We start from the raw sequence: 25,393 nt of genomic DNA, 5'->3' as shown, positions 1-25,393 counted from the left end.
GATCCCGGACACGACGAAAGTCCCGCCGCCCCCTGGAATCGGCCAGGGGGCGTGGCGGGTCATTTGCCGAATCGCCGCTCACGATGCGCGTACGAGCGAAGTGCGCGCAGGAAGTCCACGTGACGGAACGCCGGCCAGTAGCAGTCCACCCAGTGCATCTCGGCGTACGCGGACTGCCAGAGAAGGAAGCCGGACAGCCGCTGTTCTCCGGAGGTCCGGATGATGAAGTCGGTGTGGTCGGCCGTCGGCGAGTACAGATGCCGGGAAATGTCCTCGATCTCGAACCGTTCGACCAGTTCGGCAGGGTCGCCACCGGCAGCCATGTGTTCCTCGAAGGCGCTCTTCACCGCATCGACGATCTCCCGTCGGCCGCCGTAGCCGACCGCGACGTCCACCTTGAGCCCGCCGCGCCCGGTGGTCGCGGCGGCGGCCTCCTTGAGCACTTGGGCACTGGTACCGGGCAGCATGTCGAGCGAGCCGATCACCTGGACCTCCCAGGGGCGGCCTGCGGCCGTGATGTCCCGGACGGTCTCTTCAATGATCTCGATCAGCGGGCCGAGCTGCTCGGCGGGGCGCCCGAGGTTGTCGTCGGAGAGCATGAAGAGGGTCACGTGCTCGATTCCGTCGGCAGTGCACCAGCCCAGGAACTCGGTTGTCTTGGCGCCGCCCGCCCGGTACCCCTCCCGGACGTCCGTGTGACCCGCCTGCCGGGCCCAGCGCCGATTGCCGTCGAGCATGATCCCGACGTGCCGCGGGCGTGGCAGCCCCGCCAGGGTGGTGGCCAGTCGGCGCTCGTACACCGCCTCGATCGGCCGTCGGAGAAACAGCGGGAGCAGCCTCATGAACCATCTCCATCGTGTTGTCGATGCTCGCCGCGGACCCTACCAGGGGCTCTTCGGCCGGCTCGGTGAGCATGGAGATGCGATCAGGCGGACGACCGGGATCACGATCAGCAGCACGAGAGACGTGATCGGGCAGGGCCGGGCGGTGGTTCATCGCCCGCCGCAGGCGATCCGGGCGTCCTCGGAGATGAAGGTGGCGTACCCCGCGCCGTTCGACCGCTTCCCCGCGCCGCGTCTGCCCGTACCGCCCGCCGAAGGCCCGCTCACGTCAGGCTCTCCCGCCACGCCCGGTGCAGCCCCGCGAACCTGCCCGTGCCGCCGATGAGTTCGGCCGGGGCGCCGTCCTCCACGATGCGGCCGTGCTCCATCACCAGGACCCGGTCCGCGATCTCCACCGTCGACAGGCGGTGGGCGATCACCACCGCGGTGCGGCCGTGCAGCACCGTGTCCATGGCCCGCTGCACCGCCCGTTCGCCGGGAATGTCCAGGGAACTCGTCGCCTCGTCGAGGATCAGCACCGACGGGTTCGCCAGCAGGGCCCGGGCGAACCCGACCAGTTGGCGCTGACCGGCCGAGATCCGGCCGCCCCGCTTGCGTACGTCCGTGTCGTACCCCTCGGGCAGACCGGCGATGAAGTCGTGCGCGCCGATCGCCTTGGCGGCCTGCTCGATCTCCTCGCGGGTGGCGTCCGGGCTGCCGAGCGCGATGTTCTCGGCGACCGTCCCGGAGAACAGGAACGCCTCCTGGGTCACCATCACCACACCCCGCCGCAGTTCGGGCACGGCCAGGTCCCGCAGGTCCGTGCCGTCCAGCAGCACCCGGCCGTCCGTCGGGTCGTAGAAGCGGGCCAGCAGCCTGGCGAGCGTCGACTTGCCCGCGCCCGTCGAACCGACCACGGCCACGGTCTGGCCGGCCGGCACCGTCAGGTCGAAGCGCGGCAGCACCTCGCCGCCCGTGCGGTAGGCGAAACGTACCGAATCGAAGACGACCTCGCGGCCCGGGTGCTCACCCGCGAGCGCGGGCAGCTCCCGCGGCTCCGACGGCTCGGGGACGGAAGGGGCCTGGGCCAGCAGACCCGCGATCTTCTCCAGTGAAGCGGCGGCCGACTGGTAGGAGTTGAGGAACATGCCGAGCCGGTCGATCGGGTCGTAGAGACGGCGCAGATAGAGCACGGCCGCGGCCAGCACACCGAGCGCCAGGGTGCCCGACGCCACGCGGTACGCACCCCACAGCACGATCCCGGCGACCGCCGTGTTGGCGACCAGCCGGGAGCCGACGACATAGCGCGCCATCTCCAGCGTCGCGCTGCCGTTCGCCTGCCGGTGGGCGTTGTTGAGGCCCTCGAAGTGCGCGTCGTTGGTGCGCTCGCGGCGGAAGGCCTGGACGGGGCGGATGCCGTTCATCGACTCGGCGAACTTCACGATGACCGCGGCGATCGCCGTCGACCGTGCCGCGTAGAGCACTCCGGCCCGCTGCTGGTAGAGCCGTACCAGCAGATACAGGGGAACGAAGGAGAGCACCGCCACCGCGCCCAGCCCGAAGTCCAGCCAGAGCAGCATCAGCGAGATGGAGACGAACGACAGGATGACGCCGATCAGTTCCTGCAGACCTTCGCTGAGCAGTTCCCGCAGCGACTCCACATCCGTGGTGGAACGGGAGATCAGCCTGCCCGAGGTGTAACGCTCGTGGAAGTCCACGCTCAGGGCCTGTGCGTGGCGGAAGATCCGCCCGCGCAGATCGAGCAGCACGTCCTGGTTGATCCGGGCGGAGGCGATGATGAACGCGTACTGCATGGCCCCGGCGGTCGCCGAGCACAGCGCGTACCCCACGGCCACCGCGATCAGCGGCCCGTAGTCCTTGTCCCGGAAGGCGGGCACCCCGCTGTCGATGGCGTACGCGACGAGCAGCGGGCCCGCCTGTACCGCCGCCTGCTGGACCAGCAGCAACAGCGCCGACACCAGCACCCGGCCCCGGTGCGGCCGCAGCAGCGACATCAGCAGAGCACGGGTCGCACCACGGGGCGTGGGCAGGTCGTCCCGGTCGAACCGGTCCCCGGAACCGTCGGAGGAAGACGCGTCCCCGGGCTTCTTCCGTGCGTCGCGCCGCCGGTCGAAGGGCCCGGTCGTCGTCGTACTGGTCATCGGGTGCGGCCCTTCTCGGCAGGGACGTCCGGCACGAGGCGGTCCTCGCCGGACGGGTCGGGGAAGGTGTCCACGGCACAGGCGCCGTCCTGCGCGCCGTCGGCGCCCGACATCAGCCAGGCGTACTCCGCGTTTCCGCGCAGCAGTTCCTGATGGGTGCCGACCGCGGTGATCCGCCCCTCGGAGAGCAGCGCCACCCGGTCCGCGAGCATCACGGTGGACGGCCGGTGCGCGACCACGATCGCCGTCGTCTCCTCCAGCACCTGCCGCAGCGCGGCCTCCACCAGGGCCTCCGTATGCACATCCAGGGCGGAGAGCGGGTCGTCGAGCACCAGGAAGCGGGGCCGGCCGACCACGGCACGGGCCAGCGCCAGCCGCTGCCGCTGACCGCCGGAGAGGCTGAGCCCCTGCTCGCCGACCTGGGTGCCGATGCCCTCGGGCAGGTCGTACACGAAGTCGGCCTGCGCGACCGCGAGCGCCCGCCGCAGCTCGTCCTCCCCGGCGCCCTCGGCACCCATCAGCACGTTCTCCCCGACGGTCGCCGAGAAGAGCGTCGGCTCCTCGAAGGCCACGGACACCAGCGTGCGCAGCTCCTCCCGGGGCATGGCCGTGATGTCCTTGCCGTCCAGCGTGATCCGCCCGCCGGTGGCCTCGTGCAGCCGCGGCACGAGGGCGGTGAGCGTGGTCTTCCCGGAACCCGTGGCCCCGACCAGGGCCATCGTCTCGCCGGGGCGGATGCGCAGATCGATCCGGGAGAGTACGGGTACGGAGCCGGGCGCCGCGTCGGGGTAGCGGAACTCCACGCCCTCGAACACCATTTCGCCCTGGCCGCCCGTGTCCTTCGGCGCGCGGCCGTCTGCGGCGGCGGTGTCGTCCTCCTCCTCGGCCACGTCCATCACCTCGAAGAACCGCTCGGTCGCGGTCGCCGACTCCTGGCTCATCGCCAGCAGGAAGCCGATCGACTCGATCGGCCACCGCAGCGCGAGCGCCGTCGAGAGGAAGGCGACCAGGGTGCCCGCCGAGAGCCCGCCGTCCGCGACCTGGACCGTGCCGAGGACCAGCGCCGCCCCGATGGCCAGCTCGGGGACCGTTGTGATGACGGCCCAGATGCCAGCGAGGAGGCGCGCCTTGCCCAGCTCGGTGCCGCGCAGCCGCTGCGAGAGGGCACGGAACGCGAGGGCCTGGCTGCGGTGCCGGCCGAAGCCCTTGATGATGCGGATGCCGAGCACGCTCTCCTCGACGACCGTCGTCAGATCACCGACCTGGTCCTGCGCGGTGCGCGCCACGACCGAGTACTTCGTCTCGAAGACCGAGCAGACCATCACCAGGGGCACCACCGGGGCGAGCAGCACCAGCCCCAGCGTCCACTGCTGCATCAGCAGAATGATGAAACCGACCAGGATCGTCGTGCCGTTGACCAACAGGAACGTCAGCGGAAAGGCCAGGAACATGCGCAGCAGCATCAGGTCCGTGGTCCCGCGCGACAGCAACTGCCCCGACGGCCAGCGATCGTGGAACGCCACCGGCAGCCGCTGCAGATGCCGGTACAGGTCCGCCCGCATCGCCGCCTCGACCCCCGCCAGCGGACGGGCCACCAGCCATCGGCGTATCCCGAAGAGCACGGCCTCGGCGATGCCCAGCAGCAGGAGGTACAGCGCACCCAGCCAGACACCCCCCGGGTCGCGGTCCGCCACCGGGCCGTCGACGATCCACTTCAGTACGAGAGGGATCACCAGGCCGATGCAGGAGGCGACTATCGCGACCAGCGCGGCGCCGAACATGCGGTGCCGCACCGGCTTCACATAGGGCCACAGCCGCGACAGCGAGCGTACGGCGGACCGTTCCTTGGGCTCTGCATGTTCTTCGGGCATCACAGGCGAGCCTACGGTTCACCACTGACATTGCTCATGTGGTTTTTCGGCCGTCCGGCGGTGCCGGAGCCCGCTGGTCGTACCCCGTATCAACCGATCGGACGATGCCGCTTCGAGCGCGATGGACGATGGTGCGCCGGATCCTCCGCCACGATTCTCGTAGGCATGGCAATCATCGAAGTGAACGCGGTGCGCAAGGCCTACGCCGGGCGCCTCGCGGTGGACGGAGTGAGCTTCACCGTCGACGAGGGGGAGATCTTCGGGATCCTCGGCCCCAACGGGGCGGGCAAGACCACCACCGTCGAGTGCATCGAGGGGCTGCGGGTCCCCGACGCCGGTACGGTCCGGGTGGCCGGTCTCGATCCCGTCGCCGACCACGACCGGGTGACCCGGCTGCTCGGCGCCCAGCTCCAGCAGAGCGAACTCCAGCCCAAGCTCACCGTGGCCGAGGCGCTGGAGCTGTACAGCGCCTTCTACCCGGACCCGGCCGACTGGCGCGCGCTGGCCGAACGGCTCGGTCTGCACACCACGTACGGCACCCGGTTCGCCAAGCTGTCCGGCGGTCAGAAGCAGCGGCTGTCCATCGCCCTCGCCCTCGTCGGCAATCCCCGGGTCGTGGTCCTCGACGAGTTGACCACCGGTCTGGACCCGCGGGCCCGCCGGGACACCTGGAAGCTGATCGAGGACGTACGCGACAGCGGTGTGACGGTCCTTCTGGTCACCCACTTCATGGAAGAGGCCAGGCGGCTCTGCGACCGTGTCGCCGTGATCGACAAGGGCAGGGTCGTCGCCCTCGACACCCCGTCCGGCCTGATCGGCAGGGCCGACAGTTCCACGGTCATCTCCTTCACGCCTTCCCGGCCGATCGACGAAACCGAGCTGGGCCTGCTGCCCGGGACGGCCTCCGTCGAACAGAACGACGGCCGGATCGTCATCCACGGCACCGACGAGACGGTCAACGCGGTGATCTCGCTGCTGGCCCGCCACCGCATCACCGCACACCAGCTCCGCATCACCGAGGCGACGCTCGACGACGCCTTCCTCGACCTCACAGAACAGGCAGCCTGAGATGACCACCGCGAACCCGGCCAAGGCGATGGACGCATCCACTCCATGGGCGGCGGTGCTCAGGACCGAGACCCGGCTCTTCCTCCGCGAACCCGCCAGCCTGTTCTGGATCCTCGTCTTCCCCACCGCGCTGATGACGATCCTCGGCCTGATCCCCTCCTTCCGGGACCCCGATGACGCGCTCGGCGGCCGCCGGGTCATCGATCTGTACGTACCGGTGGCAGTGCTGCTCGCCATGATCATGGCCGGACTGCAGGCCATGCCGCCCGTCCTCACCAGCTACCGCGAGCGCGGCATCCTGCGCCGCATGTCGACCACTCCGGTGCCGCCGTCCGCCCTGCTCACCGCGCAGATCGCGCTGCACGGCGGCGCGGCCCTCGGCTCCGCCGCGCTGGTGATGGCCGTCGGCCGGATCGCCTTCGGCGTCGCACTGCCCGGACAGCCCTTCGGCTACGTCCTGGCGCTGCTCCTGTCGACGGCGAGCGTCCTCGTCCTCGGCGCACTGCTCTGCGCGCTCTCCCGCACCACCAAGGCCTCCGCCGCGATCAGCTCGGTCGTCAACCTGGTGATGATGTTCAGCGCCGGGGTCTGGATCCCGGTGCAGTCCATGCCCGACACCCTCCGGCGCATCGTCGAGGTCACCCCGTTCGGCGCGGCCTCCCAGGCGCTGGACCGGGCGGCCTCCGGCGGCTGGCCCGGCTGGACCCAGCTGGGCGTGATGGCCGTGTGGACGGCCCTGGCGACCCTGCTGGCGACTCGTCTGTTCCGGTGGGAGTGAGACCCGCCTGGGGGGAGACTCCACTCATGACGACGGAGGGCACGACGGACACGGCACAGGCATCCACCACCGGAGCGACGACGGCCGCGCAGTGGTGGGATCGGTTCTTCCGGTACGGGCCGTACGGTCTGCTCGGCCTGGGCAGCGTGGTCTCGGTGGTGACCGCCCACCTCATCATGTCCCGCTCGGATGTGTACGTCACCGCGGTGCTGGTCCCGGTGGTGCTCGTCCTCCAGCTCTGGTGGGGGTGGGTCGAGCCGGGTGTTCCCCCGAAGTCGCGGGCGGCGCAGTTCTACTTCGTCGCCCGGACGTTGCTCGCCGCCGTACTGACCTCGTGCAACCCGTTCTTCTCCATGTTCGCGGTGCTCGGCTACTTCGACGCCGGCCGGCTGCTTCCGCAACGGGCCATGCGCGCCGGGCTGCTGGTCACCGCCGTCGTCATGGCGGGCTCGCAGTCCGGCAGTGGCCTTCCGCCGGCCGACCTCATGAACTGGGTCGCCTTCGGTGTCCTCTTCGCCCTGCACGCCACCCTCACCATGGTGTTCGCCCAGATCGGCGTCCGGGAGGCCGATCACGCCCGTACTCAGGTCGACACCATCGCCGAACTGGAGTCCGCCAACGCCCGCCTCGAACAGGCCCTCGCGGAGAACGCGGGCCTGCACGCCCAGCTCCTCGTCCAGGCCCGCGAAGCGGGCGTCGCCGACGAGCGGCGCAGGCTCGCCGCCGAGATCCACGACACCCTCGCGCAGGGCCTGACCGGCATCATCGCCCAGCTCCAGGTGGTGACCTCGGTCGCCGGCACCGACCCGGCCCTGGCCCGGCAGCACCTCGACCGGGCCGCCGCCCTCGCCCGCCACAGCCTGGGCGAGGCGCGCCGCTCGGTGCACGACCTGGTCCCCATCGCCCTGGAGCACGACGATCTGCCGGGTGCGCTGAAGAAGACGGTCGCCGGCTGGGCGGAACGCCACGAGGTCCGGGCCGAGTTCACCGTCACCGGTACCGTCGAGCCGGTCCACGACGAGATAGCGGCCACCCTGCTCCGCATCGCCGAGGAGGCCCTCGCCAACGTCGGCCGCCATGCCGGGGCCTCACGGGTCGGTGTCACGTTGTCCTTCATGGGCGACGAACTCGCCCTGGACGTACGGGACGACGGCTGCGGCTTCGACCCGGTCGCCCTGCCGCCGCGCAGCCGCGCGGGCGGTTTCGGGCTCGGCGGCATGCGGGCCCGCGCCGAACGGATCGCGGGCACCGTCGAGGTGGAGGCGGAGCCGGGCGGCGGAACGGCGGTCGGCGCCCGGGTGCCCCTGGTCCGGAACAGCGGATGACCAGTACGGTTGGCCTGCCATGGCTGAGGATTCCGCACGCGTCATCACGCTCGTCGTCGTCGACGACCACCCCGTCGTACGGGACGGTCTGCGCGGCATGTTCGAGTCCGACCCGGGCTTCCGGGTCCTCGGGGAAGCGCCGGACGGGGTGGCGGGGGTCGGTCTCGTGGCCCGGCTCGACCCCGATGTCGTCCTGATGGATCTGCGGATGCCGGGCGGCGGCGGAGTGGCCGCCATCGCCGAACTGACCCGGCGCGGTGACCGGTCCAAGGTGCTCGTCCTCACCACGTACGACACCGACTCCGACACCCTCCCCGCGATCGAGGCCGGTGCGACCGGCTATCTGCTCAAGGACGCGCCGCGCGACGAGCTGTTCGCCGCCGTCCGCGCCGCCGCCGACGGCCGCACCGTGCTCTCGCCCGCCGTCGCCTCCCGCCTCATCTCACGGGTGCGCACCCCGGAGGCCCCGGGCAACGAGTCGCTGTCGGCCCGGGAGCGCGAGGTGCTCGAACTCGTCGCGAAGGGCACCTCGAACCGTGGGATAGCCGCCGAACTGTTCATCAGCGAGGCCACCGTGAAGACCCACCTCACCCATGTCTTCGCCAAGCTGGGCGCCAAGGACCGGGCCGCCGCCGTCGCGATCGGCTACGACCGGGGCATCCTCGGCTGACCCTACGACCGAAGAGGGGCGCACGGCGTCCCGGCCGCGGCTCCCCGAGCGTGGTCCTCCCCCTGTTCTGCCCGCACCGGCGCCCGGACTCACGTTTCCCCCGGTCGGCCCCCGTCGTTGGGGGGTCGTGAACCACGTAGCGAAGAGGGCGGTGGCGAACCCGGCCGCCGTGCGGACATGGGCAGGACTACTCACCGTGCCGGCCCTCCTGAGCGGCTGCACCGGCGCCGGCTCCGCCCTCCGCTGACGCCCCGTCGGATCACCCGGGCCGGTCCGGCACACCCGCAACGGACAGGCCCTCGCCCGGCGCCGCCGCACCCGTGCCCGTGCCGCTCGGAGAAGTCCCGGGAAGAGTTGGGACTGAACGGTGACATACCGCGGGGTCTTTTCCTCGTGGCCGGTGTGATTATCTTTCGCTGAGCGCGCAGGTGCAGCGCGCGGGGGCGGGGGCCCGAGGGCCCCCAGTGGCTTGGCTGGGCCAGGCCGTGCGAGGGGAGACGAGCACATTGAACGGGCAGCCGATATCGGGGGCGTCGGCCGGGGCGGACAGCGGGCGGCGTGGACGTAGGGCCACCGGACCGCTGGCTCTGGTAGTGGGTGCGCTGCTGTTGCTGGTGACGGCGTGCGGCGGGGGAGACGGCGCGGGCAAGGACGGCAAGGGCGGGGCGAAGGCCGACGACACCACCGCCTCGCAGGCCGTGGTGACCGTCGCGCCGAAGGACGGGGCCGATTCCGTCGCCACCAGCGGGGCGCTGAAGATCTCCGCCGAGCAGGGGAAGCTCACGACGGTCAAGGTCGCCGGCCCCAAGGGTGCCGAGGTCGAGGGCCGGATCGCGGCGGACGGCGCGAGCTGGACGCCGGACCAGCATCTGGCCGCGGCGACCAAGTACACGGTCCACGCGGTGGCCAAGGACGCGAAGGGCCGTGAGTCGGCCAAGGACACCAGCTTCACCACGCTGGTCCCGCAGAACACCTTCGTCGGGCAGTACACCCCGGAGGACGGTTCCACGGTCGGCGTCGGCATGCCGGTCTCGATCCACTTCACCCGCGGCATCACCGACCCGGCGGCGGTCGAGAAGGCCATCGAGGTGACCGCCGAGCCCTCCATTCCGATCGAGGGCCACTGGTTCGGCAACGACCGCCTCGACTTCCGCCCCGAGGAGTACTGGGCGGCGGGCACCAAGGTGACCGTGAAGCTCAACCTCGACGGCGTCGAGGGGCGCCCGGGCGTCTACGGCAAGCAGTCCAAGACGATCTCCTTCACCATCGGCCGCAAGCAGATCAGCACCGTCGACGCGAGCACGCACCGGATGACGGTCGTCCGCGACGGCAAGCAGATCAGGGACATCCCGATCTCCGCGGGCGCCCCGGCGACCACCACGTACAACGGTCAGATGGTCATCAGCGAGAAGCTCAAGGTGACCCGGATGAACGGTGACACCGTGGGCTTCGGCGGCGAGTACGACATCAAGGACGTGCCGCACGCGATGCGCCTGTCCACCTCGGGCACCTTCATCCACGGCAACTACTGGGGCGGCTCCGGCGTCTTCGGCTCGGCGAACACCAGCCATGGCTGCGTCGGCCTGCAGGACGTGCGCGGCGGCTGGAGCAAGAAGACCTCGGGTGCCTGGTTCTTCGACAACTCGCTCCTCGGCGACCTCGTGGTCGTGAAGAACTCGAAGGACAGGACGATCCAGCCGGACAACGGCCTCAACGGCTGGAACATGTCCTGGTCGGAGTGGACCAAGTAGCTCCCGTCGCAACCGAACACGAGCGGGCCCGGTGCTGTGACCAACAGCACCGGGCCCGCCGTCGTTAGCGCCGGTTAACCTGCCTCTCATGACCGTAACCCTCGAAGTGACCGACGGCGTCGGCACGATCCTGCTGGACCGTCCGCCCATGAACGCCCTGGATGTCGCCACCCAGGACCGGCTGCGCGAACTCGCCGAGGAGGCCACCCGGCGCGATGACGTGCGTGCCGTGGTTCTCTACGGCGGCGAGAAGGTGTTCGCGGCGGGCGCGGACATCAAGGAGATGCAGGCGATGGACCACACGGCGATGGTCGTACGGTCCAGGGCGCTGCAGGACTCCTTCACCGCCGTGGCCCGGATCCCCAAGCCCGTCGTCGCCGCAGTCACCGGCTACGCGCTGGGCGGCGGCTGCGAGCTGGCGCTCTGTGCCGACTTCCGGATCGCCGCCGACAACGCCAGGCTGGGCCAGCCCGAGATCCTGCTCGGGCTGATCCCCGGCGCGGGCGGCACTCAGCGCCTCGCCCGGCTGATCGGCCCGTCCCGGGCCAAGGACCTGATCTTCACCGGCCGCCATGTGAAGGCCGAGGAGGCCCTGACGATCGGTCTGGTGGACCGGGTGGTGCCCGCCGCCGAGGTGTACGAGCAGGCGCATGCCTGGGCCGCCGGGCTGGCGAAGGGGCCGGCCCTCGCGCTGCGTGCCGCCAAGGAATCCGTCGACGCCGGCCTGGAGACGGACATCGACACCGGGCTCACGATCGAGCGGAACTGGTTCGCAGGTCTCTTCGCCACCGAGGACCGGGAGCGCGGCATGCGCAGCTTCGTGGAAGAGGGTCCGGGCAAGGCCAAGTTCCTCTGACCGGCAGTCAGTTGGGGCCGGGCTGACGCGGGTTCATCCGTGCGGGCGGATCGGCGGGACCTTGGGAGAGCCTTGAGGTCCCGCTCTCCGGGGGAGCGGGCAATCCCGTCCGCATGCGGTATTCATGCAGGTCAGCACGGGCGTTTGAAGCTGCATTCTGCCAGTGGCATATGCCTGTCGGCCTCTGGGGGAGAGCGCATTCCGGGGTGCGGATTCCCGTGGAACGGCCCCGGAGCGCCCCTCTTGCGGCCATGATGGTGTGCATGGCGGGCCTGGAGGGTGTGGAACAGCCGCGACCGCACAGTGGTGCGACAGCGGCGCGCTGGATGCCGACCGTCGAGGACGAACGGGCATTCAAGGCGCTGGAGTTGTTCGGAAGTCCGGCGGAGGGTGAAGTGCGGCTGCCCTCCCGCCCGGAGTCCGCGGCCACCGCTCGGCGGCTGACTTCGTGTGTGGTGCAGCGTCAGTGGGGACTCTCCCCGCAGACCGGCGAATACGCCGTGCTGCTCGTCTCCGAGCTCGTCGGCAACGCCGTGCGGCACACCGGCGCCCGGGTCTTCGGGCTGCGGATGCTGCGCCGCCGCGGCTGGATCAGGATCGAGGTGCGCGACCCCTCGCGCGGACTGCCGTGCCTGATGCCCGTCCGGGAGATGGATATCAGTGGGCGGGGGCTCTTCCTCGTCGACAAGCTCTCCGACCGGTGGGGCGTGGATCTGCTGCCGCGCGGCAAGACGACCTGGTTCGAGATGCGGACCTCTGACCGCTGATCGCGGCGGTGCCTGCCCAGGACACACAGAAGCCCCCGGTCCGCCGTGGTGGGGCGCTTCGGGGGCTGCTGTGCGGGGGCCGTGACATGGGGGGTGTGTTCACGGCCGCTTGTGACGACCGGGCTCGGGTCGATGCGGTCGTGTCACCGACTATGGCAGACGGGCGACCTCTCCGCCAAAGGTGCAAATAGGGTAATTATGTAGTTAATGGTGTATCTCTCGCATGAATCGCAGGTGTTTTGGGTCACTTGCCTGGAAAACCATGAATATTTATGGGATTGATTGAGTGATTCATTCGCGGCGCCCACAAGTCTTCATTATTAATTTCTGTCCATTTCGCACCTATTGTTCTGCGCATGAACGCCTCCGACGCACCGGTGCACCGCCGCAGCGCCCTGTGCGCGGGAGCAGGAGCCGTTCTGGCCGGCGCCCTCACCGCCGGATGCGCGGACCGCAGCGATGCCGCCGGTACATCGGCCAGGACCGCCACGGCCGCGGCGAGCCCGAAGAAGGACTCCGCGACCACCGGGGCCCCGGCCCCGCACTCCGCGCCCGCCCCGCACCGCTTTCCCGGGCAGCCGGTCCAGATCGAGCACGGCCCCCGCGATCGCGGCCGCGTCGCCCTCACCTTCCACGGCCAGGGCGACCCCGCCATCGCCCGGACCGTCCTGGCCGAGGCCGAACGGGCCCACGCCCGGATCACCGTCCTCGCCGTCGGCAGCTGGCTCGACGAACACCCCGAGATGGCCCGTCGCATCCTCGACGGCGGCCATGACCTCGGCAACCACACCCAGCGTCACCTCGACATCTCCTCCATGGGCGAGGCCGAGGCGTACGCGGAGATCACCGGCTGCGCCCAGCGGCTGCGCCGGCTCACCGGCTCCATCGGCACCTGGTTCCGCCCCTCGCGCACCCGGTACGCCACCCCTCTCGTCCAGCGGCTCGCCGCCCGCGCGGGCTACCCGCACGTCCTCTCGTACGACGTGGACTCCCTCGACTTCACCTCTCCCGGCGCCGCGGCCGTCACCCGCAAGGTGGCCGGGGAGATCCGCAACGGATCGGTGGTGAGCCTGCATTTCGGCTACGCGGACACGGTCGCCGCCCTGCCTCTCCTCCTCACCGAAATCGACCGCCGCCAACTGCGCGCGGTGACGACCACGGAGCTGCTGACCTGATGCCTCCCTTCACCAAGCACACCGCGGCCCTGCTCGGGGGCGTCCTCCTCGCCGTACTCACCGGCTGCGGCTCCCCCGCCGGGAAGGGGAGCGGAGAAGCCGTCGGCAGTGAGACCGCCGCACCGACCGGCGAAACGGAACGCGCCGCCCCGCCCGTACCGCCGGGGCTGCCCGGCATGCCGCCGGTGCTCGACGCCAAGGACGTCTACGCGGCCGACCGGCCGGGAAAGCTCTCCCCGGTCGTCAAGGACTTCCCGTCCCGGGTGTACGTCCCCAACACCAACTCCGACACGGTGTCGGTGATCGACCCGGCGACGTACAAGGTCATCAGGACCATCAAGGTCGGCCGCCAGCCGCAGCACGTCGTCCCGTCCTGGGACCTGAAGACCCTCTGGGTCAATAACGACATCGGCGACAGCCTCACGGCCATCGATCCCGCCACCGGCAAGGTGGGCCGCACGGTGCCCGTCTCCGACCCGTACAACCTCTACTTCACCCCGGACGGCAAATACGCCGTGGTGATGGCCTCGATGGACCGTCAACTGGTCTTCCGCGACGCCCGCACCATGAAGACGGCCAAGACCGTCCCGGTCGACTGCGCGGGCGTCAACCACGCCGACTTCTCCATGGACGGCCGGTACTTCATCGTCTCCTGCGAGTTCTCCGGCGAACTCCTCAAGGTCGACACGGCGAGGATGAAGGTCGTCGGCCACCAGAAGCTGCCGTACAAGGGCGCGATGCCGCAGGACGTGAAGCTGTCGCCCGACGGCGGCACGTTCTACATCGCGGACATGATCGCCAACGGGGTGTGGGTGCTGGACGGGAAGAGGTTCACCACCCCGAAGCTGCTGCCCACCGGCAAGGGCGCCCACGGCCTCTACGTCAGCCGCGACTCCAAGGAGATGTACGTCTCCAACCGCGGCGAGGGCTCCATCTCGGTCTTCGACTTCGGACAGCGCAAACTGGTGAAGAAGTGGCGTCTGCCGGGCGGCGGAAGCCCCGACATGGGCGGAGTCTCGGCCGACGGCAAGGTCCTCTGGCTGAGCGGGCGTTACGACTCCGAGGTGTACGCGATCGACACCGCCAGTGGCAGGCAGCTCGCCCGGATCCCGGTGGACAGCGGCCCGCACGGCCTCGCGGTCTACCCGCAGCCGGGCCGCTACTCGCTCGGCCACACCGGCGTCTTCCGCTGACGGTCCGGCGTCAACACGCCGCCGGACACGCTCGCTTTGGGGTGACACTCCTCGGCGCGGCGTCGCACTGCCGGGACAGTGATCATCATGATGATCACTTCTCGCCTGCGGCGCCGGGCCGCACTTGCCGTTCTTTCCTTCTCCGCCGTACTCGTCCCGGCCGCCGCCACCGAGGCCGCCCCCGCCGCCACCGAGGTTGCTCCCGCCGCCGCTCCCGCGGCCGCCGCGTTCAAGCCCGGTGGCTGCCCGGTCGTCGCCGACCACCTCTTCGCCGCCGCCGACCCGGTGGACCTCGACCGGGTCACCCCGAAGCCCTCCTGGCGGGACAACTGCCGCCAGCTCTACCGGGCGGACGGCCGGGGCCCGGTGACCGTCTTCGACGAGGGCTTCCACGCCAGGGACATCAACTACGGCCAGTACGACCTGGAAAAGTACGTTCTGGTCAACCAAGCCTCGCCGTTCGTCTCCACCACCTACGACCACGACCTGTACAAGCGGTGGAAGAGCGAGTTCAACTACTACATCGACGCTCCCGGTGGGATCGACGTGAACAAGACGATCGGCGACACCCACAAGTACGCCGACCAGGTGGAGGTCGCCTTCCCCGGCGGCGTCGACCGGAAGTTCATCGTCGGGGCGTGCCCGATCGACCCGGCGACGAAGACCGAGATCATGAACAAGTGCGTCGACAACCCGCACTACAAGCCGTGGCGCAGCTGATCCGCCGAGCACTCACTCCGCGACCAACAGGGCCTCCGAGCCCACCGGCCGGTAGCCCGCCGCCTGGAACGTCCGCACACTGCGGGCGTTCCCCGGCGACTGCTGCGCCCAGACCACCGAGTCCGGCACCAGATGACGGGCCGCCCGCGCCAGCCGCTCGCCCAGCCGCCGGCCACGCGCCTCCTCGGCCACCTCGACCGCCGTCTCCCAGCGCCCCGCGACTCCCCGGCCGAGGATCACCACACCGCCGTCGGCGGACCAGACCCGCACCTCGTCGCGGTACTTCATGGCCCGCGCCACCCGAGGATGCTCCGGGTCCACGATCTCCCGCAGCGCGATCTCCGGCTCGCCCGGCAGCGCGTCCGCGACCGTCAGCAGATCGATGGTGTTCATGTGCCGGCCGCTCCGGGCCAGCAGCGCGCACAGGAAGTGCGGATTCATCGTCGCGGCGAGCGGGTCTCCCGGGGTGGCGTCCAGCGCGGCCCGTACCCACCGGGGGTCCTCGTCGGTGAACACCACCGAGTGCGCGGTGAACGCCAGCACCCCCGCGTCCCGGTCGCCGGGCTGCCCCACCACCGTGGTCGCCCCGTCCGGCGGGGGAAACCGCCCGCTCGCGGCGGCCGCCAGAATCCGTGCCAGTGCGTCGTCCATCGGCGTCCCGCTCTCCCCGTCCGGCTCGCGGCCCGCCGGACGACGGGCACCCCACCCATGATCGACGACCGGCCGCCGCGACCGCCATCCGTCACGCCCGTTAATCTGGCCCCCGTCAATCAGACACTGGTCAGGCTCTGGCCAGGCATCGGCGAGGCATGACGAAGGAGCGGAACTGTGGCGGACATCGAGTCGGCACGCAAGGCATTCGAGCGGTTCGATCTGAACGGCGACGGACTGATATCGGCCGCCGAGTACAAGAGCGTGATGGCTCAGCTCGGCGACCCCTATGTCACCGAGCCGGTGGCCCAGGCGGTCATCAACTCGCACGACGCCAACGGCGACGGGCTGCTCACGTTCGACGAGTTCTGGGCGGCGCAGAACAAGGGCTGAGGTCCGGGAGGACCCCCGGCCGCCGGGCCGGGGGCCGCCGGTCACGCCTTCGTCCGCGGCCTGCCGACCGGTGTCAGCTGTTCCTCCGGTACGGTGCCCAGCCGCGCAGCTCCTCGTCGCGCGGGGCGCGCACCACGGTGGGGGCTCCGGGGCCGAAGCCCATCACCGGGCGCGACGCGTCCCAGGCCGGCCAGCCGGGGTCGCCGGAGGCGGCGAACCGTACCCATGCCGCGTGCATCGCGTCGGCCAGCTCCTGCGGGGCGTCCTCGCCGGCCAGAGCCACCGCGTCGGGCCGGTCCAGCGTGTCGAAGACGAAGCCGATCTCCAGCCCGTGACAGGCGCCGAGCCGCAGTACGGGCGACGGCCAGCCGAACTCGTAGAGATGAGTGCTCCCCGCAGCACCGGCGCGGGCGTCGGCCACCCGGTTCAACGGGACGCGCAGCAGCAGATCGGTGGCGAGCGCGCCGAGCAGCTCACCCGGCGTGGCACCGGGCCGGTTCGCCCGGTACGTACGGGCCGTGGCGCCCGGCACCTTGAACTTCAGCAGGGCCAGTCGCAGTCTGATCCTGGACAGTCCCTCCGTCAGACCGCTCGGCACGAACCAGAGCCGGTACTCCTCGCTGTTGGCGCCCATCAGCAGATCGACGTCGTCCGCGACACCGTCCAGCAGTGCTTTGAGCGGATCGCGGGGCAGCAGATCGCCGTCCACCACGATCTGGAAGGAGTTCCCGCCGGTCAGCGGGGAGCCGCCGGACGTCACCTCGGTCTGCGCGGCCAGCAGCCGCTCCGGGTCCACCGCGGCCAGCGCCCCGGCCGTCGCCCCGACCCCCAGCCGCTTCGCGATCAGCTCCGTGGTGCGGCGGGCGGCGTCGTTCAGGGGCAGCGCGGCCGGCGCCCCGCTCTGCAGCACCGCACGCCGGAACAGTCCCTTCGCACGTGGCGCGGCGAGCAGCGCGGCGATACTGATGGCTCCCGCCGACTCGCCGCACACCGTGACCAGGTCCGGATCGCCGCCGAACGCCGCGATGTTGTCCCGCACCCAGGCCAGCGCCGCGAGCTGATCGAGCAGCCCCCGGTTGGCGGGTGCGTCCGGGAACACCCCGAACCCCTCGATGCCCAGGCGGTAGTTGACCGACACCAGGACCACGCCGTCCCGGGCGAACGCCGCCCCGTCGTACAGCGGCACGGCCGACGAGCCGTGCAGCAGCGAACCGCCGTGGATCCAGACGAGAACGGGCAGCCCCGAGCGGACCGGGGACGGCGTCCACACATTGAGGTTGAGGCAGTCGTCGCCCGCCACGTCGGGATCGGGCAGCAGCCGGTCCAGCGGCGGGGCGTACGGCCGCTTGGGCGCGGTCGGCCCGAACGCCACCGCGTCGCGCACCCCCTCCCACGGCTCGGGCGGCTCCGGCGCACGGAAACGCCGGGCGCCGACCGGCGCGGCCGCGTACGGGATGCCGCGGAAGACGGCGACACCCTGTTCCAGCGTGCCGCGCACCGTCCCATGGACCGTGCTGACCCGCGGTGACGTCTCGGACGGGGGAGGGGGTACGGCGGACATGAGGCTTCAGCCCTTCTGCGGCGCGGAGCCGACGAGTGCGACGGTCGACGAGCGGGACGGATGACGGGTGAGGGAGCCGTCGGGGTGTGGCACCTCCACCGGCACCGGTGATGCGATACGTGCCCGGTCCGGGGCCGCGTCGACCCGGACCGGGCCCCGCGGGGGCGGCACCGCGCCCCGCGCACCGCCGGTGCCGCCGGTCCCGGTGCCGCATCGGCGACCAGGCCGACCGACTGGTGCACCAGGGGGAGGAGGAGCGGTGGGGCGGGAGAGGAGCGGTCGAGGGGGGAGCGAGGCGGCGGTTCAGGAAGAGGTCGCCGTCAGTGCCCGTTTGAGGACCTTGCCGGTCGGGCCGAGCGGCAGCGTCTCGGTGAACCGCACGATCCGCGGGTACTTGTGCCGCCCGAGCCGGTCCCGGGACCAGGCGATCAGGTCCTCCTCCGTCGCCGCGTCCGCATCCGAGCGCAGCACGACCACCGCGCAGACCTCCTCGCCGCGCGCCTCGTCCGGTACACCGATCACCGCGACCTCGGAGATCGCCGGATGGCGCACGAGCACCTCTTCGACCTCGCGCGGATAGATGTTGAAGCCGCCCCGGATGACCAGGTCCTTCTTCCGGTCGACGATGCTCAGGAAGCCGTCCTCGTCCCGCACCCCGAGATCCCCGGTGCGGAACCAGCCGTCGACGACGGCGGCCGCCGTCGCCGCCGGATCGTCGAGATATCCCGCGAAGACGTTGTGCCCGCGCACCACGACCTCGCCGACCTCCCCCTCCGGCAGCAGCACCACGGCGTCCTCGACCGCCGCGTCCGCGAGACCGATCTCCACGCCCCAGACCGGGTGGCCGACCGTGCCGGGGCGTCGGCCGAGCGCCGGCTGGTTGAAGGTGGCGACAGGGGAGGTCTCGGTCAGCCCGTATCCCTCCAGGACCTGCGTCGTGAAGGTCTCCTCGAAGCGTTCGAGCACGGCGACGGGGAGCGCGGCGCCGCCCGAGACGGCCGAGCGCAGCGTGAGACGGCGCGTGGCGTCGTCCCGCGCCGTGGCGTCCTGTTCCGCCGCCGCCTCGACGAGTGCGTGATACATCGTGGGCACGCCCATGAAGACGCTCACGCCCTCGGCGGCCAGCAGCTCCAGTGCGCCCGTGCCGCTGAACCGCGGCATGAGCACGAGCGTCGCCCCCGCCCGCAGCGTCGCGTTCATCGCGCAGGTCTGTCCATAACTGTGGAACAGCGGCAGACAGCCCAGGACCACGTCGTCGCCGGTCAGCCCCAGCAGGTCGTGGGCGGTCACGGACGCGTTCATCACAATGTTGAAGTGGGTGAGCAGCGCACCCTTCGGCCGCCCGGTCGTGCCGCTGGTGTAGAGCACCACCGCGATGTCATCAGGCGCCGCAGGCTCCGGCGCGGGCAGCGGTTCACCGTCCTTCGGTACACCACGCACGGCCCGTACCCCCGCGGCACGCGCCCCCTCCTCGGCCGCCGGCCAGAGCGGACCACCGCTGATCAGCGCGACGGAGCCGCTGTGCCGCAGTACGTACGCCACCTCGTCGGCCACCAGCAGCCCGTGCACCGGTACCACCGTGGCCCCGGCGGCCAGCGCCCCGTAGTACGCGTACAGGAAGTCCGCCGAATTCGGCAGCAGCACCGCCACCCGGTCGCCCGGACGCACCCCGGAGGCCCGCAGCGCGCCCGCGCAGCGCAGCGCCCGGGCCCACAGCTCCTGGTAGGTGAGCCGGGTGTCCGAATCGACCACGGCGACGCGGTCGGGATACCTGCGGGCCGACTCACCGAGGACAGTGGCGACGCTGAGAAACATGACACGCTCCAGGAAACATGGCGTCTACAGGGCTACTGCTGCTCAGAATCGGCCGTCGGCCCGCCTCCGCACAATGTGCAGATGCCCACCATGCGCACAGCCCACCTGGGCAGCAGCCCCTCGGATATGTGCAAGGCAAGGCATCCGCCTAAAGGGCGGGCGGCGCTAACCTTCCGGCATGACGGACAATGCCGGAGCCCGGATCCCTCGCGGCGAGGACCGGGGCAGCGGCGACGACGGCGAGCTGCGCCGTGTCCTGGCCCTCGCCCTGCTGTCCGAGATCGACGAACTGACCCGGCGGGTCGTCGACGACATCCACGTGCACAGCGGCGCATACGCGTCCGGCACGCCGGTCACCCGGGGCGATCTGTGGGAGATCTGCCGCGACAATCTGCTGCGGGCGCTGGAGGACTTCGGCGGGCTGCCCTCCAGCGGGGGCGACATCGAGCACGCGGCGCGCGAGACAGGACGGCGGCGCGCGGAGCAGAACGTACCGCTGGACACCGTGCTCCAGGCCTACCGGCGCGGCGGCCGGGTGATGTGGCAGATGATGGCGGAACATCTGCGGGCCGCACGGGGCGGTCGGGACGACGGGGCGGGGGGCGCCGACCGGGCCGATGGAGACAGCGGGGCCGGTGTCACGGGCCGGGACCGCCGGGACGGCCGGGGCGTTCGGGATGTTCGGGGCGTTCGGGATGTTCGGGACGGGGGTGCTCCGGGGGCCGGAGGTGCCGGGCAGCCGGGGCAGGACGCCGTGCGTACCGTCGCGGGCGACCGGGACACCGAACTCGACATGGCGGGTGCCGTGTGGGAGACCATCGACCGCTACTCGCTCGTCATGGCGGAGTCGTACCGGCTGACCCAGCTGGAGATGCAGGGCCGTCAGGACACCCGCCGCGTCGCCCTCTTCGAGGCCCTGCTCGACGGGCGCGGGGACGACCCGGCGGTCGCCGCGGCGGCCGCCGTCGCGCTCGGCGTGCCGGTCCACGACCGGTACGTCATCGTCGTCGCCGCCCAGGACCCGGCCGCACCGCCCAACCCGGCGCCGGTCCTCGACGACCACGGCATCTGGTCCTTCTGGCGGCCGCGGTCGGGCCGGTACGCGGGAATCGTGCGGCTGGCCGCGGGGGAATCGGGCGTACTGCTCGACCTGCTGCGCCACCGCACCGGCGCCACCGCCGGCGTGTCACCGGAGTTCGGCCGGCTCGCCCAGGCGGGCCGGGCGTTGCGGCTGGCCGAACAGGCCCTGCGTACGCTGCCCGCCGGAAGCGGCGAGGCGGCGGCGTTCGACGACCGGCTGGCGGAGGTCCTCCTCGTCGGCCGGCCCGAGATCGCCGAGCGCATCGTCACCACGCAACTCGGCGCCGTCCTGGACACGGCGGCCGAACGCGACGTACTGCTCGGCACGTTGCGGGTCTGGCTCGACAGCGGCTGCTCGGCGGCGCGCGCCGCCGAGCAGCTCTACTGCCACCGCAACACGGTTCTGAACCGGATCGGCCGGATCGCCGAACTCACCGGCCGCGCCGCGGAGTCGGGCGAGGCCCGGCTGGGCTGGGCGCTGGCCCTGAGAGCACTGCCGCTGAGCGGAGCCGACGGCGAACCGGCGCCCACGGACGCCTACATGGACCGGTCGAACCCGCCGGACGGTGGAGAGCCCTGACGGTGAGGGGCGGCGCCGGGCCGGGGCGGTGAGGAATCGGGCGGCGGCCAAGGGCCGGGAGACGACGGGGGATCCGGCGTCGGCAGGGTGATTGGGCGGCGATGGGGAATCCGGCGTCGGCAGGGGATCGGGGGACGGCGGGGGGATCGGGGGACGGTGGGACCGGGGAGCCCGCCGCCGCGCCTCCGGACCCGGCCCCGGTCCCCGCCCTGCCCCGCCCTGCCCCTGTCCTTCGCTCACCGGCCCCGTGATGCCACGCCCCGTCGGCCTCTCAGGCGGCGAAGTGCCGTGACAGCGAGTCCCGTTCGTCGACCTCCACCAGGTCGGGACGGGTGTAGCGCTCCGCGCGGGCGTGGTAGTCGAAGTCGCCCCGGACCAGCCCGCGGTAGTCCTGCACACACCGCTCCAACGAGGCCCGGGTTTGGCCGTGGATCCCGGCCGCCTCTATTTGCTCGATCAGTTCCCTCTCGGCGCGCCGTACTCGCTCCGCTGTCGCCGCGAGTTGTGCCCCGGCCTCGTCGACGGCCTCCTGGAGGCTCAATCCGCGCTCGCGCTGAATGAGCCGTACCGCATTGTGCTCGTAATCGAGCAGGGCCTCCTTCTCGAAGGAGCAGATGTCGTTGCAGAGCCCTGAGTGATCGGTGACGGCGTTGCGCAGAGCGATATACCCGGGGAGGCTGCGGGCCGATTCAGGAAGGTCGATTCCGGCAGTGATCTCATGAAGGTCCAGGAAGGGCTGCATGGCCACCGAATCCCGGCGGTGCCTCACGAAATCGTCCCTCGTCGGCACCTGCCCGGCAGCCCGCTCCACGGCCTCGGAGTAGTAGGTCCACAGCCAGGCGACCGTGTCCCGCCGGAACTGCCGGACCCAGTGTGCCGAGCGGTCCTGGTACGTCCGCGCCCGCAGCCCGACGAGGGCGCGTTCCATGGCGCCGCGCGGCGGCCCGCCGTCGAGTACGGTCACCAGCCGGTCGATCGCCGCCTCGCACATGCGGGGATCGCGTCCGGCGGGCCCGTCGTCGAACTCGTCGTCGACGAGGAAGGCCCAGAAGAGCCATTGGCAGAAGAGATCGAGATGCTGCTGCGAAGCAGCGGGAAAGATGAGGGAAATCCAGAGTTCCGGCCTTGTCCGGACCATCTTCTTGCGGGCCGTTGGAGAGAGCACGAGACCATTGGATTCGGCCCATTCCCATGTGGCCTTCCTGGTCTCCTCTATGCCGGGATTGCATCCGGTGCTCTGGAACGGCATGTGAAACGCTGGCAGCGAAAACTGGCTCATTGGTGCCCCTCGTCGAGACGATGCGGATGAACGATACGAGCGGGGATCGAAACGAATTCACGCGTCGGCGCCGGTACGCCCAGGGGGCCGCTCCGCCCGACGTCGGCCGGAGGGCCACCGGGCGAGGTGAGGCGGTCATCCCTGCTCACTCTCCTCTGCCGGGCGTCGGGGCATCGGGGCCGGGCCCGTGGGCCCGTGGTGGTAAACGCCCTTGGCTCAGGACGGCGGCATCACCATGGGTGATCCCCAGTCAACCCCCTGTGGGTGAGGGAGGGAAGCCATATGTGACCGAAATTGTTTGGTGGCCAGGAAGGAATGAACAGCTCCGAGCAGTTGGTGATCTCTTGAGGTGACCGCCACTGCTCAACGTCGTCGACCGCCGCCGAGCCTCGTTGAGCGCCCCGAACGCCGCCGACCGCCCGGACAGCAGCCTCGGTCGTACGTCGCGTCGGTCATGTCCGCTGCGGTGCGAACGTAGCTACGGGCGGAGGTGCTTCTCCGCCTCGGCCTGTTCGATCAGCTCCGCATACGAGTCGTCTGCCTCCGACCCCGACCCCGACCCCGGCTCCGGCCCGTGGCGCAGGGATACCGACCACGGAATCGGGCACGGCGGGGCGTGGCCGGGGTCCGGGCACAGCAGCCTGGTGATGTGTTCCTTGACTTCTTCGGCCTGCTGCTGAGTGGCGTAAATGCCCAGCCGTACTTCCCAGACACTCGGGTTCTCAGACATCGCTCACGTCCCGGCCACGCCCTGCGCGGGGCAAACTCCGTATCGGTGGGCACGGCTTCGGCCGGCCTGCTCCCGACGATACCCGCGCCGCCGATATGTGACATGCGAACCGCCTGGAACTCCGCGCCGGTACGGCTCGTGCTGTGACCGCATGGGTTCGCCGGGTTGCTGTCGATCCGAAGTGCTCGATGAAGAGGATGTGCCGGTGTGCCTCAGCGGTAGTCGGCCAGGCCATCCGCGAGTTCTCCTTCATCGTCGTCCCGGATGGCGTAGAGGGCTTGCTGCAGGGCGAACGTGCCGCGGATCGCGGCGATGCGGGTGCGCAGTCCGTGGTTCGACCAGCTGCCCAGGGTGAGGACCTGCTCCAGGAGATCACGGCTGTAGCCGGCGCCGATGGCCGCGAGGTCCTCGGCCGGGTCGCTGAGTGTGACGTCGTCCCAGTCGAGTACGCCGGAGAGGTGCGGCAGGCCGTGCGTCCACTCCCACAGGACGTTCTCGGCACCGAGGTCACCATGCACGACTGCTCGGGTGAGGTGGGGAAGGCTGTCGAGTGCTGCGAGTTCCCGCTCGGCCCGTAGGCGCCCACTGTCGGACATGAGCGGGAACAGCTCCGCGCGCACGCTCTCCGCGAACCGCCGCCACTGGCCTTCTGGTGCCTGAGGGAGAACTGCTCGTACCGCCTCGTCGGTGCCGGCACGGGCCAGAGTGGACAGCAGTGTGGCGTACTGCGCCGCCACCGTGTCGGCCACCCGGGCATCGTTGAGCACGTCGGCCTTCAGCGGTTCCCCGGGAATGCGACTGAGTACCAGGAACGGCACCTCGTCGGTGCCGTGGGCACCGCCCTGGAGCAGCGGCTCAGGTGTGCGAAAGCCGAGGTCGAGCCCGGCGAGTGCGCGTAATGCCGCGACCCGTTCGGGCAGCCGGGCGGCCGCCGCCCGGGTGCGAGGCAGACACACGACTCGGTCCGAGCCAATGATCACGAGGTGGAATTGTCCCTGACGCACGTCGAGATCGTCTGGTTTGTCGTCAGGCAGCAGGCGGCTCAGCAGAGCACGATGTGTCATAGGGATACTCACGGATGGGACCTCTGGATCCTTCGACGGGACGGAACGGAGGCGACGTACACGAGCGTGGTGTCAGGCCGCGCCGGCGAGCCGGCGCCCGCCCCAGAGGATGCCCTTCTCGCTGTGGTGGCCACCAGGTGCGACACGCGGGCCCATGTCTTCCACGGAACTGTTGCCACCACAGCCATTCGGCTCCGGCTCCGGGCCTGAGCTCGGAGCATATGAGTCATCGGGCGGGGTTGCCCACGTTCAAGACGCATCGCAGAGTCCACTTGGCCGCCTGGCCTAGGGTTCCTGCATGACGACCACACTGTGTCTGCGGGAGATCACCCCGGCCAACTTCGATGTCGCGGTGGGTCTGCGGGTGCGTCCGGATCAGGAGCACCTGGTCGCGCCGGTCGTAAAATCTCTGGCCGAGGCATATGTCTATCCCGGCATAGCTTGGCCCCGCCTCATCTTTGAGGGTGACCGTCCCGTCGGTTTCCTCATGGCCTTCTTCGACATCGACTGGAGAGGCGACGGCACAGGCACCGACATCCGTTCCGGCCTCTGGCGGCTCAACATCGCAGATGGCGAGCAGGGTCGAGGTTACGGTCGCTTCGCGGTCGAGTCCATTGCTGCTGAAATCCGCCGTCGCGGCGGCACCCGCCTGACCACTTCTTGGCATCCGGGTACGGGCGGCCCCGAGGGTTTCTACCTCGGACTCGGATTCTGCCCGACGGGTGAGACCAGCGGAGGTGAGACCGTCGGTGAGTTGGACCTGCGTGAGGACGCCACCTGTCGGAACCTGTCGGACAGGCCCCAGTGATGTGACCGCATGGGTTCGCCGGCAAGACGTACAGCCGGCTCGCGTCGGCTCTGACCTCGCTCCCGGAGGAGCACCCGGGAGCCATGTCAACGGTCGGCGCCACCGGCGGACGGATCCAGCAGCGAGGCGTATGGCGGGTGCTTCGCCCATGCCGCCCTGTGCGGCGGTCAAGGTCTCGCCGTCACCTTGTCCCCTTCGAGGAAGCCCCGGCCTTCAGGCCGGGGGGAATCGAAGCTCCCGCGTAGCGGGGCACTGGATAGAGCAATCGCCGTCAG

22 protein-coding genes are annotated in these 25,393 nt (G+C 70.7%); 13 read left to right on the top strand and 9 right to left on the bottom strand.

Annotation, left to right across the window (positions count from 1 at the left end):
• Positions 1 to 59: 59 nt before the first annotated feature.
• The 3 genes from ACF08M_RS35775 to ACF08M_RS35765 form a co-directional block, all read right to left on the bottom strand.
• Positions 60 to 842, bottom strand: coding sequence for an isoprenyl transferase (locus ACF08M_RS35775; protein WP_392189456.1), 783 nt, complete (start codon positions 840 to 842; stop codon positions 60 to 62).
• Positions 843 to 1,105: 263 nt separating this feature from the next.
• On the bottom strand, positions 1,106 to 2,983 hold the full coding sequence (locus tag ACF08M_RS35770; protein ID WP_392189455.1) for an ABC transporter ATP-binding protein: 1,878 nt from the start codon (positions 2,981 to 2,983) through the stop codon (positions 1,106 to 1,108).
• The gene (locus tag ACF08M_RS35765) at positions 2,980 to 4,854 is read right to left on the bottom strand and encodes an ABC transporter ATP-binding protein (RefSeq protein WP_392189454.1); all 1,875 of its coding nucleotides are present in this window, start codon (positions 4,852 to 4,854) and stop codon (positions 2,980 to 2,982) included. Before ACF08M_RS35765 ends, ACF08M_RS35770 begins: the two co-directional genes overlap by 4 nt.
• Before the next feature lie 165 nt (positions 4,855 to 5,019).
• Here ACF08M_RS35765 and ACF08M_RS35760 point away from each other — a divergent pair, with 165 nt between their 5' ends.
• The 10 genes from ACF08M_RS35760 (at position 5,020) to ACF08M_RS35715 (ending at position 15,157) form a co-directional block, all read left to right on the top strand.
• Positions 5,020 to 5,922, top strand: coding sequence for an ABC transporter ATP-binding protein (locus ACF08M_RS35760; protein ID WP_392189453.1), 903 nt, complete (start codon positions 5,020 to 5,022; stop codon positions 5,920 to 5,922).
• Between the two features lies 1 nt (position 5,923).
• Positions 5,924 to 6,700 (top strand): ABC transporter permease, encoded by a 777-nt coding sequence (locus ACF08M_RS35755; protein ID WP_392189452.1) that lies wholly within the window; start codon positions 5,924 to 5,926, stop codon positions 6,698 to 6,700.
• Positions 6,701 to 6,726: 26 nt separating this feature from the next.
• Positions 6,727 to 8,025, top strand: coding sequence for a sensor histidine kinase (locus ACF08M_RS35750; RefSeq protein WP_392189451.1), 1,299 nt, complete (start codon positions 6,727 to 6,729; stop codon positions 8,023 to 8,025).
• A gap of 19 nt (positions 8,026 to 8,044) precedes the next feature.
• Positions 8,045 to 8,695: a response regulator gene (locus tag ACF08M_RS35745; protein ID WP_392189450.1), complete on the top strand. Its 651-nt coding sequence runs from the start codon at positions 8,045 to 8,047 to the stop codon at positions 8,693 to 8,695.
• A gap of 506 nt (positions 8,696 to 9,201) precedes the next feature.
• Complete coding sequence (locus ACF08M_RS35740; protein ID WP_392189449.1) at positions 9,202 to 10,446, top strand: Ig-like domain-containing protein; 1,245 nt, start codon at positions 9,202 to 9,204, stop codon at positions 10,444 to 10,446.
• Between the two features lie 88 nt (positions 10,447 to 10,534).
• The gene (locus ACF08M_RS35735; protein WP_392189448.1) at positions 10,535 to 11,302 is read left to right on the top strand and encodes an enoyl-CoA hydratase/isomerase family protein; all 768 of its coding nucleotides are present in this window, start codon (positions 10,535 to 10,537) and stop codon (positions 11,300 to 11,302) included.
• A gap of 251 nt (positions 11,303 to 11,553) precedes the next feature.
• Positions 11,554 to 12,069 (top strand): ATP-binding protein, encoded by a 516-nt coding sequence (locus ACF08M_RS35730; RefSeq protein WP_392189480.1) that lies wholly within the window; start codon positions 11,554 to 11,556, stop codon positions 12,067 to 12,069.
• A 356-nt stretch (positions 12,070 to 12,425) separates the two neighbouring features.
• Positions 12,426 to 13,244, top strand: coding sequence for a polysaccharide deacetylase family protein (locus ACF08M_RS35725; RefSeq protein ID WP_392189447.1), 819 nt, complete (start codon positions 12,426 to 12,428; stop codon positions 13,242 to 13,244).
• Positions 13,244 to 14,437, top strand: a complete 1,194-nt coding sequence (locus tag ACF08M_RS35720; RefSeq protein ID WP_392189446.1) for a beta-propeller fold lactonase family protein — start codon at positions 13,244 to 13,246, stop codon at positions 14,435 to 14,437. The genes ACF08M_RS35725 and ACF08M_RS35720 overlap by 1 nt, the downstream gene beginning before the upstream one ends.
• 90 nt (positions 14,438 to 14,527) lie before the next feature.
• Entirely contained in the window at positions 14,528 to 15,157 is a 630-nt protein-coding gene (locus ACF08M_RS35715; RefSeq protein ID WP_392189479.1) for an ADP-ribosyltransferase, read from the top strand.
• Positions 15,158 to 15,169: 12 nt separating this feature from the next.
• Here the strand turns inward: ACF08M_RS35715 and ACF08M_RS35710 are convergent, their stop codons facing one another.
• A complete protein-coding gene (locus ACF08M_RS35710) occupies positions 15,170 to 15,808 on the bottom strand; it encodes a GNAT family N-acetyltransferase (protein ID WP_392189445.1) in 639 nt (212 codons plus the stop codon).
• A 177-nt stretch (positions 15,809 to 15,985) separates the two neighbouring features.
• Here ACF08M_RS35710 and ACF08M_RS35705 point away from each other — a divergent pair, with 177 nt between their 5' ends.
• The gene (locus ACF08M_RS35705) at positions 15,986 to 16,201 is read left to right on the top strand and encodes an EF-hand domain-containing protein (RefSeq protein WP_123461777.1); all 216 of its coding nucleotides are present in this window, start codon (positions 15,986 to 15,988) and stop codon (positions 16,199 to 16,201) included.
• A gap of 73 nt (positions 16,202 to 16,274) precedes the next feature.
• Here the strand turns inward: ACF08M_RS35705 and ACF08M_RS35700 are convergent, their stop codons facing one another.
• Positions 16,275 to 17,762 (bottom strand): carboxylesterase/lipase family protein, encoded by a 1,488-nt coding sequence (locus ACF08M_RS35700; RefSeq protein ID WP_392189444.1) that lies wholly within the window; start codon positions 17,760 to 17,762, stop codon positions 16,275 to 16,277.
• 303 nt (positions 17,763 to 18,065) lie between these two features.
• Positions 18,066 to 19,577, bottom strand: a complete 1,512-nt coding sequence (locus ACF08M_RS35695) for a long-chain fatty acid--CoA ligase (protein ID WP_392189443.1) — start codon at positions 19,575 to 19,577, stop codon at positions 18,066 to 18,068.
• Positions 19,578 to 19,755: 178 nt separating this feature from the next.
• Here ACF08M_RS35695 and ACF08M_RS35690 point away from each other — a divergent pair, with 178 nt between their 5' ends.
• Positions 19,756 to 21,237, top strand: a complete 1,482-nt coding sequence (locus tag ACF08M_RS35690) for a PucR family transcriptional regulator (protein ID WP_392189442.1) — start codon at positions 19,756 to 19,758, stop codon at positions 21,235 to 21,237.
• Positions 21,238 to 21,508: 271 nt separating this feature from the next.
• Here the strand turns inward: ACF08M_RS35690 and ACF08M_RS35685 are convergent, their stop codons facing one another.
• The 3 genes from ACF08M_RS35685 to vph form a co-directional block, all read right to left on the bottom strand.
• Positions 21,509 to 22,486, bottom strand: coding sequence for a terpene synthase family protein (locus ACF08M_RS35685; RefSeq protein WP_392189441.1), 978 nt, complete (start codon positions 22,484 to 22,486; stop codon positions 21,509 to 21,511).
• A gap of 508 nt (positions 22,487 to 22,994) precedes the next feature.
• Entirely contained in the window at positions 22,995 to 23,246 is a 252-nt protein-coding gene (locus ACF08M_RS35680) for a hypothetical protein (protein ID WP_392189440.1), read from the bottom strand.
• Positions 23,247 to 23,458: 212 nt separating this feature from the next.
• Complete coding sequence (vph, locus tag ACF08M_RS35675) at positions 23,459 to 24,322, bottom strand: viomycin phosphotransferase (protein WP_392189439.1); 864 nt, start codon at positions 24,320 to 24,322, stop codon at positions 23,459 to 23,461.
• A 286-nt stretch (positions 24,323 to 24,608) separates the two neighbouring features.
• On the opposite strand from vph, the gene ACF08M_RS35670 reads away from it, so the two are divergent.
• Positions 24,609 to 25,118: a GNAT family N-acetyltransferase gene (locus ACF08M_RS35670; protein WP_392189438.1), complete on the top strand. Its 510-nt coding sequence runs from the start codon at positions 24,609 to 24,611 to the stop codon at positions 25,116 to 25,118.
• Positions 25,119 to 25,393 lie beyond the last annotated feature (275 nt).

Origin of the sequence: Streptomyces sp. NPDC015032 (assembly GCF_043080425.1) — a bacterium.
In the GTDB taxonomy this organism is placed as follows: Bacteria; Actinomycetota; Actinomycetes; order Streptomycetales; family Streptomycetaceae; genus Streptomyces.
Note: the sequence above shows the minus strand (reverse complement) of the source record. Positions and strands in the feature narration are given on the sequence as shown.